The organism is Pseudoalteromonas sp. Ps84H-4, assembly GCF_024124645.1.
GTDB classification, from domain to species: domain Bacteria; phylum Pseudomonadota; class Gammaproteobacteria; order Enterobacterales; family Alteromonadaceae; genus Pseudoalteromonas; species Pseudoalteromonas lipolytica_C.
In genome coordinates this window covers 55,479-67,219 of record NZ_JAMXSK010000016.1, presented here as the reverse complement: position 1 = coordinate 67,219, position 11,741 = coordinate 55,479, and the positions used below count along the sequence as shown (strand labels likewise).

Annotated in this window: 11 protein-coding genes; 6 read left to right on the top strand and 5 right to left on the bottom strand. The window is 42.3% G+C overall.

The window, feature by feature from the left end:
• Positions 1–72 precede the first annotated feature (72 nt).
• Positions 73–2,622, top strand: coding sequence for a M14 metallopeptidase family protein (locus tag NH454_RS14365; protein WP_253039416.1), 2,550 nt, complete (start codon positions 73–75; stop codon positions 2,620–2,622).
• A 6-nt stretch (positions 2,623–2,628) separates the two neighbouring features.
• On the opposite strand, the gene NH454_RS14360 is transcribed toward NH454_RS14365, so the two are convergent.
• On the bottom strand, positions 2,629–3,336 hold the full coding sequence (locus NH454_RS14360; RefSeq protein WP_253039415.1) for a phosphoribosyltransferase family protein: 708 nt from the start codon (positions 3,334–3,336) through the stop codon (positions 2,629–2,631).
• Between the two features lie 58 nt (positions 3,337–3,394).
• Here NH454_RS14360 and bioH point away from each other — a divergent pair, with 58 nt between their 5' ends.
• The 3 genes from bioH (at position 3,395) to NH454_RS14345 (ending at position 5,405) form a co-directional block, all read left to right on the top strand.
• The gene (bioH, locus tag NH454_RS14355) at positions 3,395–4,132 is read left to right on the top strand and encodes a pimeloyl-ACP methyl ester esterase BioH (protein WP_135922891.1); all 738 of its coding nucleotides are present in this window, start codon (positions 3,395–3,397) and stop codon (positions 4,130–4,132) included.
• A 101-nt stretch (positions 4,133–4,233) separates the two neighbouring features.
• The gene (locus NH454_RS14350; protein ID WP_054554434.1) at positions 4,234–4,542 is read left to right on the top strand and encodes a hypothetical protein; all 309 of its coding nucleotides are present in this window, start codon (positions 4,234–4,236) and stop codon (positions 4,540–4,542) included.
• 5 nt (positions 4,543–4,547) lie between these two features.
• The gene (locus tag NH454_RS14345) at positions 4,548–5,405 is read left to right on the top strand and encodes a putative metalloprotease CJM1_0395 family protein (RefSeq protein ID WP_135922890.1); all 858 of its coding nucleotides are present in this window, start codon (positions 4,548–4,550) and stop codon (positions 5,403–5,405) included.
• Between the two features lie 72 nt (positions 5,406–5,477).
• On the opposite strand, the gene NH454_RS14340 is transcribed toward NH454_RS14345, so the two are convergent.
• From NH454_RS14340 to greB, 4 genes are all read right to left on the bottom strand, one after another.
• Positions 5,478–7,796, bottom strand: a complete 2,319-nt coding sequence (locus NH454_RS14340) for a Tex family protein (RefSeq protein WP_253039414.1) — start codon at positions 7,794–7,796, stop codon at positions 5,478–5,480.
• A 135-nt stretch (positions 7,797–7,931) separates the two neighbouring features.
• On the bottom strand, positions 7,932–8,513 hold the full coding sequence (locus NH454_RS14335; RefSeq protein ID WP_135922888.1) for a hypothetical protein: 582 nt from the start codon (positions 8,511–8,513) through the stop codon (positions 7,932–7,934).
• A gap of 50 nt (positions 8,514–8,563) precedes the next feature.
• Positions 8,564–8,869 carry a hypothetical protein gene (locus tag NH454_RS14330; protein WP_135922887.1) on the bottom strand — a complete coding sequence of 102 codons (306 nt, stop codon included), beginning with the start codon at positions 8,867–8,869 and terminating at the stop codon, positions 8,564–8,566.
• Between the two features lie 114 nt (positions 8,870–8,983).
• Positions 8,984–9,466 (bottom strand): transcription elongation factor GreB, encoded by a 483-nt coding sequence (gene greB, locus NH454_RS14325; RefSeq protein WP_135922886.1) that lies wholly within the window; start codon positions 9,464–9,466, stop codon positions 8,984–8,986.
• Between the two features lie 156 nt (positions 9,467–9,622).
• Between greB and ompR the strand changes: the two genes are divergently transcribed.
• Together ompR and envZ are read left to right on the top strand one after the other, a co-directional pair.
• The gene (gene ompR, locus NH454_RS14320; RefSeq protein WP_063702407.1) at positions 9,623–10,342 is read left to right on the top strand and encodes a two-component system response regulator OmpR; all 720 of its coding nucleotides are present in this window, start codon (positions 9,623–9,625) and stop codon (positions 10,340–10,342) included.
• Between the two features lie 5 nt (positions 10,343–10,347).
• Positions 10,348–11,643, top strand: coding sequence for a two-component system sensor histidine kinase EnvZ (gene envZ, locus NH454_RS14315; protein WP_054562852.1), 1,296 nt, complete (start codon positions 10,348–10,350; stop codon positions 11,641–11,643).
• The last annotated feature ends 98 nt before the right edge of the window (positions 11,644–11,741 follow it).

The following is an 11,741-nucleotide window of genomic DNA, read 5'->3' as shown; positions in this document are numbered from 1 at the left end:
TTGAGCGTAAAAAGTTGCATCTATTTTATCGAATGGTAGCGTTAAAACATCAAATAATTACGGGTGCTATCTATGCGTTTCATAATAACAATATTAACCATGCTAGTGAGCGTTAGCGCATTAGCAAAACCTCTTTCTTATTACTTTGAACAAGATGTGAAATTTGATCCAAGTATTCCGACTCCTGAGCAGGTGTTAGGCTACGAAGTGGGTGAGTGGCATGTACGTCACGATCAACTTGTGCAATATATGCAAATTCTTGCTGAAAAAAGTGACCGAATGAACTTTAAAGTAATTGGTCGCACTCACGAGCAACGTCCGCTGGTGATGTTAACGATTACTGCACCAGACAAGCTAGGCCAAGTTGAATCTATTCGTAAAGCTCATTTAGCGCGTTTAAATGGTGGTGCTACAGACTCAAGCAAACAGCCAGCGGTTGTTTGGATGGGTTACAGCGTACATGGCAATGAATCATCAGGTAGCAATGCATCGCTATTGGTTGCCTATTATTTGGCCGCTGCACAAGGGCCAGAAATTGACACCTTACTGAATAACACGGTTATTTTGCTCGACCCATCATTAAATCCTGATGGCTTAGCGCGTTTTGCAAATTGGGCAAACAGCAACCGTGGTATGAAGTTGTCATCAGATCCACAAACTCGCGAGCATATTGAAAGCTGGCCAAGCAGTCGTACTAACCATTACTTGTTTGATTTAAACCGTGATTGGTTATTGCTGCAACACCCTGAATCACGTGCACGTATCGCACAGTTTCACCAGTGGAAGCCAAATATTCTGACTGACTTCCACGAAATGGGCCCGAATAGCACGTATTTTTTTCAGCCAGGGATCCCAACTCGTAAACACCCAATCACGCCTGAAGAAAACGTTACGCTGACTAAAGCAATTGCAAATTATCATGCAAAGACACTTGATGAGCATAATGCGCTTTACTTCACTGAAGAAAGCTTTGATGACTTTTACTATGGTAAAGGCTCAACTTACCCAGACGTAAATGGCGGTGTAGGTATTTTATTTGAACAAGCAAGCTCACGTGGTCACTTACAAGAAACCATCAACGGCCCGTTAAGTTTTCCGTTTACGATTAAAAATCAGTTATTAACTAGCTTGTCGACGTTCCAAGCGGCGATTGATAACCGTGCTGACTTACTTGATTATCAAGCCAAATTTTACAACAAAGCGATAGATCTTGCTGGCGATGAAGACTTCAAAGGTTATGTTGTTAAAGGTGGTGCTGATACGAGTCGCATGCAGTACTTCCTTGATTTATTGAAGCAACATCAAATTAATGCGTATGTGCTCGAAGAGCCGTTAAAAGTAAATGGTCAAAGCTTTTCTGAAAAAAGTTACTATGTGCCATTAGCACAGCCGCAATTTCGTTTAATTAAAGCGATTTTTAGTGAGCAACAGCGTTTTGTCGATAACACGTTTTATGATGTATCTGGCTGGACTCTTGCGCATGCTTTCAATCTAGAGTTTGCAAAAGTAAGCAGCAATTGGGGCTTAAATGTTGCTAAAGAGCCTTGGCAACAGCCTGTAAAATCAAGCTATGCAGCATTACCACAAAGCTATGCTTATGCATTCAAATGGGATGATTATTTAGCGCCAAAAATGCTTAATAGCTTACTCGAACAAGGTGTCAAAGCGCGTGTGGCATTAAGCCCACTCACAGCAAAAACGCCTATGGGTGAGATTGCTTTTGAGCCTGGAAGTATCCTTGTGCCTGCAGGTCTGCAAACAGATAGCAACTGGGTTAGCTATTTAAACCAAGCACAAAACGAGTTTGGCATTGAAATTACACCAATTAGTTCAGGCTTAACGGTGAAAGGTGCTGACTTGGGCTCTCGTTCAATGGCGGTAGTGAAAGCGCCGAAAGTGCTATTAGTCGGTGGTGAAGGGAGCAGCCAGTATGAGCTTGGCGAGGTATGGTATTACCTAGACCGTTTCGTTGGCACAGCGCCAAGCATTGTTGAAATGCAACGTCTTGATGATATTGATCTTGAAAACTACAGCCATATCATTCTAGCGCACGGTAATTACAACCGTCTTGATGATGCAACGAAAGTGGCAATTAAGTCGTGGGTTCGTAAAGGCGGAGTTATTTGGGGACACAAAGGCGGAGCTAAGTTCCTAGCCGATCAACAATTATTAAAGGCTAATTACTTATCTCGTCGTGATGTAGCCAGCGCCTTTGATACAACAGGGCTTACCTATGCTGATAAGGATGACCTCGCTGGTCGTCAGCGTATTGCGGGTGCAATTTTTAATACTTCAGTGGACTTATCTCACCCACTGACGTATTCGATTAACCGTAATACATTACCTGTATTTAAGAATAGCACTTGGTTGCTTGAGAAATCAGACGCACCTTTTGTTAACGTACTTACTTACACAGACAAGCCGCTTTTAGCTGGCTTTACTGATGACGTAAACGTGGAGCAAGTAGCGGGTGCAGCAGGACTGATTGCACACTCATACGGTAAGGGTAGTGTCATTGGTATGACTGATAACCCAGTATTTCGTGGTTACTGGTACGGCACTAGTCGCTTACTGAGCAATGCATTATTTTTTGGTAACGCATTCTATGCCTCAGCTGACTAATCACCTTTAATGTGCACCTAACGGAGTTAAGCAGGTAAGCATAGCCCACACCTGTTTAGCTCCGGCTTCTTTAATGACCTCAGTCGCTGCATTTAAAGTTGCGCCAGAGGTCATCACATCATCAATGATTGCCACGGTTTTTGCAGACAAATCCTGCTGGCAAATAAACGCACCCTTTAAGTTTTTAATTCTGTTCGTTTTACTGAGCTTTGATTGTGCTTTTGTAGCTTTTAGCTTTTGAAGAGGCGAAATAATAGGCTCATTTTGTGTTTGGAGTACAGGCAACCATGTTTGACTGACTTGGTTGAAGCCACGGGTTAAAAATCGCTGTTTATGTAAGGGCATTATAATAAAAGCGTCTGGCCAGTGGATATTTACTTTGCGAGCAACTGCAAGTTGCTGGCTAATGATTTGTTGTAGAGCAATCTTATAATACTGTTGGTCATTAAATTTTAACTGCTTTAACCATTGATTTAAGGGCACTTGGTACCAAGCGCAGGCAATTAAGTGGTCAAACTGACAGTCAGGAAAAGCATCACAGACATCAGGCCTGTGTAACAGGTTTGGGTGGCGTTCTAAATCAAATAAGCTTAGATCTTGCAAACAATAACTGCATAAAGCATGGTTAGGATTAATATGGCTGTTACAGCCAATACAAAAGTTTGGAAATAATGTGTCTAAACCTAGTTTTAAAGCATGAGTTAAACGAGACATTGCATTCATTCCTTTAAACGCTATCATGAGCGCTAAGTGTGGTCCGGAATGATGAAATATGCAAAATGATATGGTGTTACTACATGGTTGGGGAATGAACCAAGGCGTGTGGCAAGTAATAATGCCTGAACTGGAATTTTTCCATGATGGTGAGGTTCGTTGCTTGGATTTACCGGGATTTGGTAATGCACAAAACTGCCCAGCCCCTTACACCTTGCATGCCGCTGCTGAGCAACTTAGTGAGCAATTGAATGAAGGGTCATTACTCGTTGGATGGTCATTAGGTGGATTATTTGCTTTGTACATTGCAGCTCATTGGCCAGAAAAGGTGGCTAAAGTTGTGCTTGTTGCATCAACGCCTTTCTTTGCCGAGCAGAATGACTGGCCAGGTATTAAACCGAATGTATTAAATACCTTCAAAGAGCAACTTGTTAGTCACCGCGAAAAAACCATTGAGCGATTTTTAGCAATCCAGGCGATGGGCAGTGAATCGGCCCGTGACGATATTAAACAACTAAAAACTTTATTAAATCAGTATCCAGCACCACAAGAGCAGGCTTTAAGCGCAGGTTTAGAAATTTTGCAGCATGACGATTTACGCTCACTGTTTGCTGAGCTAAGTGTGCCAGTATGTGGCATTTTTGGTCGCTTAGATTCACTGGTTCCTTATCGAGCAATTGAAAAAATGCATGCTTTACAGCCTGAGTTTGAGTATGAAGTATTAGATAAAGCATCGCATGCCCCATTTATCTCCCATAAAAAAGCATTTATAACAGCACTGAAATCAATGTGTTAATTTAAACTCGGCCATAGGCCACAAAAATAGCGGGATTTAGCTTTATTTTGCTCGTTTTATGAGCGATACTTAGCTAGTGAATCTCACTGTTGGAGGGTGTTATGCCAATCAGTTCTGTTTTTAATAATGCGGTAGAAGGTTATAACCGTGCAAGCCAAGGTATCGAAAAGGCGAGCGCTGAGATTAGCCGTGCCTCAATTGATCAGCAAGATGATGCCCAACTAGCTCAACAACGCCAATTACAAGCGGCAACTCCAAATGAAGCTGTAACTCCGCCAGTTTCACAACCTGCCCCAATCGATGAGTCGCTTGTTAATTTGAAAGTTGAAGAATTTAATGCAAAAGCAAACATCAACACCATTCAAACTGCTGATGAAGTGCTGGGTACGTTAATTGATATCAAAGTTTAGCACTTATGAATATCGTTACTCCGTTTCCCTCGATTAATATCAACACGGCGAATGTGCACACCGAAAGTGCTCGCCGTGATAATCAGTTACGTGAAGTAATCCCGCCACCTGCTGCTACTAAACCAAGTAATGCCGAAAATAAAACGCTTAGCGATGGTGATAAAACCAAGCAACCGGGTTCTGAGGCTGGTACTTATGATGCCAAAGGTCGTTTATCAGAAGATAAAGTGATTGAGGAGCGTCAACAAGGCAGTGAACAAGGCGATCCAGAGCAATCAGAACAAGACGCTAAACAAGAACAGAAAAAAGAGCAAAAGGTTGCTGAGCAAGAGCAACAAGACGCTGAACAAATAAAAGAATTAAAAGCGCGTGATACCGAAGTGCGTATTCATGAGCAAGCGCATGCCACAGTAGGGGGGCAGTATGCGGGCTCTCCTAGCTACGAGTATCAACGTGGCCCCGATGGTACAAACTATGCTGTTGGCGGTGAGGTGCAAATTGATGTTGCTGAAATAAAAGGTGACCCACAAGCCACAATCGAAAAAATGCAGACGGTGCGTGCAGCGGCACTTGCACCACAAGAACCTTCAAGTGCTGATCGCTCAATTGCTGCAGATGCCACACAAAAGCTTATGGCAGCGCAGGCTGAGCTTGCCAGCCAATCAGCTGATGGCGATGCTGACTCAGGCAAATCGACCTTCAAAATAAACAGTGAGTATGCCGAAGATAGCGCAACTCAAAGCAGTGAAACAAAAACAGCAAAGCGTGATGTTGAAGTAGATGAGCGTGCCGCACGTATTGCTAATTTTTATCAAGCAGCTACCTCGCCCACTAATCAAAACCAGTTCTCTGCTTTTATTTAAGCTTCTTAAATTAAAAAACCGCGTAAGTTAAACTCACGCGGTTTTTTATTATCGATTTACACCTATAGGGTATTATTTTTTCACTTTTGCATTGGCAAATGCATCAGCAAAGGCATTACCCATTGCTGCATTACCAAAATCACGTTTTTGTTTAGGTGCTGCACTTTTCGCTTTCGCAACTGCCTTAGGTTTGCTAGCTGGTGTTGCTTTATTACTAGTATCAACATCATCGTCTAAACGCATAGTAAAGCTGATACGTTTGCGTGCTGCATCTACTTCAAGTACTTTTACTTTAACAATATCGCCAGCTTTAACTACTTCGCGTGGATCTGAGATGAACTTGTTGGTAATAGCAGAAATATGCACTAAACCGTCTTGGTGAACACCCACATCAACAAAGGCACCGAAGTTCGCAACATTCGACACTACACCTTCTAGAATCATACCCGGTTTTAGGTCGTTGATGGTTTCAACACCGGCTTTAAATTCAGCTGTTTTAAACTCAGGACGCGGGTCACGACCCGGTTTATCAAGCTCTTTAATAATATCGGTAACTGTTGGTAAACCAAACTTTTCGTCTGTGTAGTCGTTAGCAACCAGTTTATTTAAGATATCAGAGTTACCAATTAAGCTATTTACATCGATGTTGTTCTTTTCGCAGATGCGTTTAACAACCGGGTAAGCTTCAGGGTGAACAGATGACTTATCAAGAGGATCTGTACCATTAGTGATACGTAAGAAACCAGCCGCTTGTTCAAAGGCTTTTGGCCCTAAGCGCTCTACTTTTTTCAGTTCAGAGCGTTTGCTAAATGAACCATTCGCATCACGGTAGCTAACAATATTTTGTGCTAACGTTTTATTTAAGCCCGATACGCGAGTAAGTAGTGGCACCGAGGCCATATTTAAATCTACACCTACTGAGTTTACACAGTCCTCTACAACGGATGTTAGCGTTTGTCCTAGCTGGCTTTGTGATACGTCGTGCTGGTATTGGCCCACACCGATTGATTTAGGCTCAATTTTTACCAGCTCAGCAAGAGGGTCTTGTAAGCGACGCGCAATTGACACCGCACCACGCAGTGAAACATCAAGGTTAGGGAACTCGTTGGCAGCAAATTCAGACGCTGAATAAACAGATGCACCCGCTTCACTGACCATGATTTTATTTAGTTTAAGTTCACTGTTCGCTTTGATAAGTTCAGCAACTAACTTATCAGATTCACGTGAAGCTGTTCCATTACCGATGGCGATTAGCTCAACTTTGTGCTGGCGACATAACTGCTCTAAGGTACGTAATGATTTTTCCCAGTGGTTTTGGGGGGCATGAGGGAAAATGGTTTGCGTGGTTAAAAGCTTACCAGTGCTGTCTACAACGGCAATTTTACAACCTGTACGTAAACCAGGATCAAGACCTAGAGTAGTACGCGGGCCTGCAGGTGCAGCCATTAATAAATCTTTTAAGTTTTTCGCAAAAACGTCAATTGCGCCAGTTTCAGCTTTTTCACGCATTGCGCCTAAAAACTCATTCTCAAGGTGAAGGCTTAATTTAATCTTCCATGCCCATTGCACCACACTCATCAGCCAGCTACTTGCAGCAGAGTTGCTTACATCTAAGCGATAATGATCGGCAATCATCTGTGCGCACACTTGGGCTGGGTTTTCTGCGCTTGGTTCAGGGTTGATACTGAGTTGTAAAACCCCCTCATTGCGAGCACGAAGCATAGCAAGTGCACGGTGTGATGGTACTTTCTTAAGTGGCTCTTGATGCTCAAAGTAGTCGCGGTACTTAGCGCCATTATTTTCTTGGCCTGCTATTATTGTGCTTTCTATTTGACCATGCTGTGAGATGTGGCTGCGGAATTTAGCCAATAACTTAGCATCTTCTGCAAAGCGTTCCATCAGAATAAATTTAGCGCCATCAAGTACAGCCTTACTATCAGCAAAGCCTGCATCAGCATTTATGTAATCAGCTGCGAGTTGTTCTGGATCGAGGTTTGGATCATTAAATAATGCATCGGCAAGCGGCTCAATGCCGGCTTCAATAGCAATTTGACCTTTCGTGCGACGCTTAGGCTTGAACGGTAAATATAAATCTTCAAGCTCAGTTTTACTGTCAGCGTTATTAATATCAGCATTTAGCTCTGCTGTTAATTTGCCTTGTTCTTCAATGGTGGCAAGAATAAAACTGCGGCGTTCTTCTAATTCGCGTAAATAAGATAAACGTTGTTCAAGTAAACGTAATTGTGTGTCGTCTAGACCACCAGTTACTTCTTTACGATAACGGGCGATAAAAGGGACTGTGGCACCTTCATCAAGTAATTTGATTGCAGCAACAACTTGTGTTTGCTGGGCATTTAGCTCGGTCGCTAAGCGTGCAGAGATATTGCTCATGCATAAACCTTTTTAGAAATAGAAAATCAGTAAAACTGAAGATTAATTGCCTGAATAATATCACAATAAGAAGGCCTTAAAAGCACTGCTTTTAAGGCCCGCAAAAATAGTTTTACACAACGCTGATTTTAGGCGTTAGTGTGGGTGGTCAATCTGCTGCATGACTTCACTGAAGCTGTTAGCTATTGGATTGATATTGACCGGAATATGGAGTTTCTTAGCGATTTCTCGCGCAGAAATCAAACCGCAAATTTCATGGTTTGCACTAGTCACTAATAAGAACATCATACCTTGATGCTCCATAGTTTGCAGTGCATCTCCAATACATGCATAGCTGATGCTCTGCAAGCTTACTCCCGCTAAATTGCTAAGTGGTGTCATTACATCGTGTAGTGTTAATTCATCACGGTGTAAGTTTAAACGCTGCGCAAGAATCATAATCTTTGAGCTTTGCAAGTCTGCGCTAGAGGTGATCCCGAGCAGTTTATCTTCGCCATCAATCACTAAAATAAAATCTGAACAGCAACTATTTGTTTGTTTTAACGCATCAACGATAGATGTGCCATAGTGGGCACGAAGCGGGTCTTTTTTAGTAAAGCTATTAAGTACTTTAAGTGCAGAAGAAGTGAGATCTAGTGTTGGCTCAACTTCATTTACTGCATTAGATAATGCGCCATTAGAGATATCTTGTAGACGTAATTCTTTGAATTTATTCATTTTGTTCACCATACATTTTAATAAAACTGAAATAGAAAAATTTGAGTTAATTAAAAAGCAGGTGGCCCTCGCTGGTGTGCGCTATAAACAGACGCCTTGTTACAAGGTTGAGCATACAACACAACACGTGCATCTGGCAGTGGTTGGGCTACATTGGCGATGTACGCAGGTGTATGTTTGTCTAGGTCGGTATCTAGATTGGCAGGGTCTGCACTATCACACGCAATAAAATGTGCGGTTGGTGTAACACTGTCTGAGTGGCTTTCTATATCGTTGGCATAAGATATCAAACTCACACTTATTAAAAGTGCGAATACAATTGCATTACTTATTATGCGTTGCATTGCGTTTGACATAATTACTACCTTCTAAAACTCAAGTAATGATTTATCTTGAGTATCTTTAGTTATAGATCACATTTTTAGACTAAACAATCATTAATTAACGCTTTCTGAATTTTCTGGGAAAAATTATTTTGCATCAGGATAGGTTATCTCATTGATGAACCACTCTTTTGTACCTTCAGGCGTGTTTACCGTAAAGTCATCATCGACCTGTTTGCCAAGCAGTGCCCGAGCCATTGGTGCATCGATAGATATGTAGTCTTTACGCTCGTAAATTTCATCAGGACCAACAATACGAAAGCGTTTTGTCTCGCCTTGTTCGTTTTCAATTTCGACCCAAGCACCAAAAAATACTTTGCCAGCTTGTTGTGGGTTGTAGTCAACAATTTTAAGGTCAGGCATACGCTTGCGCAAATAACGAACTCTGCGATCGATTTGTCGTAAAACACGTTTATTAAATTGATAATCGGCATTTTCAGAGCGGTCGCCCAAACTTGCTGCCCAAGTCACTATTTTGGTAATTTCGGGGCGTTTTTCATGCCATAAATAATCATGTTCTTGTTGTAATTGCTGATACCCTTCTCGGGTTATTAAATTTGTCTTTGCCATTTTATTCAGCCTAAAAAGAAAACCAGCCGCAAAGTATACCCTTTGTCGAGCAGGATTTTGAAATGTTCAGTAACAATCTAAGCGCGTAATTCGTTTTTTATTCTTAACTTTTTCATTTATATTAATAAGTAACATATTACAAAAAGAATGAAAGTTATGGGACACGAAACGACAAAAGTATTGGTTGTTGATGATGATATGCGCTTACGCAGTTTGCTAGAGCGTTACCTTGTAGAACAAGGTTTTATTGTTCGTACAGCAGCAAATTCAGAGCAAATGGATCGCTTACTAGAGCGCGAAAACTTCCACTTGATTGTATTAGATTTAATGTTGCCGGGTGAAGATGGTCTTTCAATTTGCCGTCGTTTACGTCAAAAAGAAAATGACATTCCTATTGTAATGCTCACAGCAAAAGGCGATGAAGTTGATCGCATCATTGGTTTAGAGCTCGGTGCAGATGATTATATTCCTAAACCATTCAATCCACGTGAGTTACTTGCGCGCATCAAAGCAATTTTACGTCGTCGTGCTAAAGAAGTGCCGGGGGCCCCTGCTGCCGAAGAAAACGAAATTAGTTTTGGTGAGTTTACTCTTAACCTTGCGACCCGCGAAATGAGTCATGGTGACAAAACAATGTCGTTAACCAGTGGGGAGTTTGCTGTATTGAAAGCCTTGGTAACACATCCTCGTGAACCGCTTAGTCGCGATAAGCTAATGAACTTAGCACGTGGCCGTGATTACAGTGCACTTGAGCGCAGTATCGATGTTCAGGTATCGCGCTTACGTCGTATGATTGAAGTTGATGCGGCTAATCCTCGTTATATACAAACAGTATGGGGCTTAGGCTACGTATTTGTGCCAGATGGTGAAAAATAATAGCAATGGGCATGTTTCCACGTAGTGCGTTTGGACAAACGGTATTTTTGGTTGCGGCCCTGCTGTTAATCAATCAAATAGTCTCTTATATCACGGTCAGTTTTTATGTTGTTAAACCAACTATAGAACAAGTAAACCTGATCCTATCTAAACAGGTGAAAACCGTGTTTATCGAATGGGAAGAGGGCGTTGAGGTAAGCAAAGAAGCCTCTGACAAGTTTTTTGAGATCACCGGTATCGAAGTGATGACCCAGCGCCAAGCGATGAGTGAGGGGTTAGCTGAAACTCGTGAGTACTCAATGCTATCGCGGAGCATGTCGAAAGAGCTTAATGGCTCTGCTCGGGTACGAATTAGTCAAACCGATCCACTGGTTTATTGGGTTGAAGCACCGCAAGCACCGGGTTATTGGGTGCGCGTGCCGCTCACCGGCCTGCAAGAAAACAACCTGAAGTTCTTAACCTTTTATTTATCGAGTATTGGCTTTTTAAGTGTACTCGGTGGGTGGTTGTTTGCCCGCCATCTAAATAGACCTTTAAAAGCATTGCAACAAGCTGCTGTGAAAGTCGGCGTGGGTGACTTTTCTACCAAATTAGAAGAGCAAGGCTCTACTGAAGTGATTGAAGTAACCCGTGCGTTTAACCAAATGTCGCGTGGTATTGCAGCTCTTGAGAACGACCGTCGGTTATTAATGGCAGGTGTTTCCCATGACTTGCGCACGCCGCTTACACGTATTCGCCTTGCCACCGAAATGATGTCGGACGATGAAGATTACCTTCGTGAAGGGATCATTCATGATATTGAAGACATGAATGCCATTATTGACCAATTCATTGAATATTTACGCCATCACAAACGTGAAGAGCTTGAGTTAGAAGATTTAAACGCGATCGTTTCTGAAGTTGTCGAAGCTGAACAAAAACATCACCGCACTATTACCTTTAAAGAGAACCCGAGCTTAAGCGAAGTGCCAGTGAGTATGGTAGCAATAAAGCGTGTTGTTACTAATATGATTGAAAACGCAATTCGCTATTCAGATGGTGATATAGAGGTTGAAACCCGCGTGAGCAGTAATAAAAAGTTTGCCATGGTCGTGGTTAACGATCACGGCCCAGGTATTCCCGAAAGCGAACTTGAAACTGTATTTGAACCGTTTAAACAAGGTGATGCCGCTCGCGGTAGCGAAGGCAGTGGCTTAGGGCTTGCGATAATAAAACGTATTGTCGATATGCACGGCGGCCGAGTACAACTACTTAATCGCCCAGAGGGAGGCCTCAGCGCGCAAATCTATTTGCCTTTTTAAAAGTATTTAGCTTTAAGCCTTAAGCTATGAGTTTCAAGCAGCCCGAGTGGGCTGCTTTTTTATTGCCATAAAAAAACGCGACATCAAATGCCGCGCTC

Bases quoted from the DNA above. Each gene is read 5' to 3' on its own strand.
- NH454_RS14360 (WP_253039415.1), bottom strand. From the start codon at position 3,336: ATGTCTCGTTTAACTCATGCTTTAAAACTAGGTTTAGACACATTATTT.
- bioH (WP_135922891.1), top strand. From the start codon at position 3,395: ATGCAAAATGATATGGTGTTACTACATGGTTGGGGAATGAACCAAGGC.
- NH454_RS14345 (WP_135922890.1), top strand. From the start codon at position 4,548: ATGAATATCGTTACTCCGTTTCCCTCGATTAATATCAACACGGCGAAT.
- NH454_RS14335 (WP_135922888.1), bottom strand. From the start codon at position 8,513: ATGAATAAATTCAAAGAATTACGTCTACAAGATATCTCTAATGGCGCA.
- NH454_RS14340 (WP_253039414.1), bottom strand. From the start codon at position 7,796: ATGAGCAATATCTCTGCACGCTTAGCGACCGAGCTAAATGCCCAGCAA.
- NH454_RS14365 (WP_253039416.1), top strand. From the start codon at position 73: ATGCGTTTCATAATAACAATATTAACCATGCTAGTGAGCGTTAGCGCA.
- greB (WP_135922886.1), bottom strand. From the start codon at position 9,466: ATGGCAAAGACAAATTTAATAACCCGAGAAGGGTATCAGCAATTACAA.
- ompR (WP_063702407.1), top strand. From the start codon at position 9,623: ATGGGACACGAAACGACAAAAGTATTGGTTGTTGATGATGATATGCGC.
- NH454_RS14350 (WP_054554434.1), top strand. From the start codon at position 4,234: ATGCCAATCAGTTCTGTTTTTAATAATGCGGTAGAAGGTTATAACCGT.
- NH454_RS14330 (WP_135922887.1), bottom strand. From the start codon at position 8,869: ATGTCAAACGCAATGCAACGCATAATAAGTAATGCAATTGTATTCGCA.
- envZ (WP_054562852.1), top strand. From the start codon at position 10,348: ATGGGCATGTTTCCACGTAGTGCGTTTGGACAAACGGTATTTTTGGTT.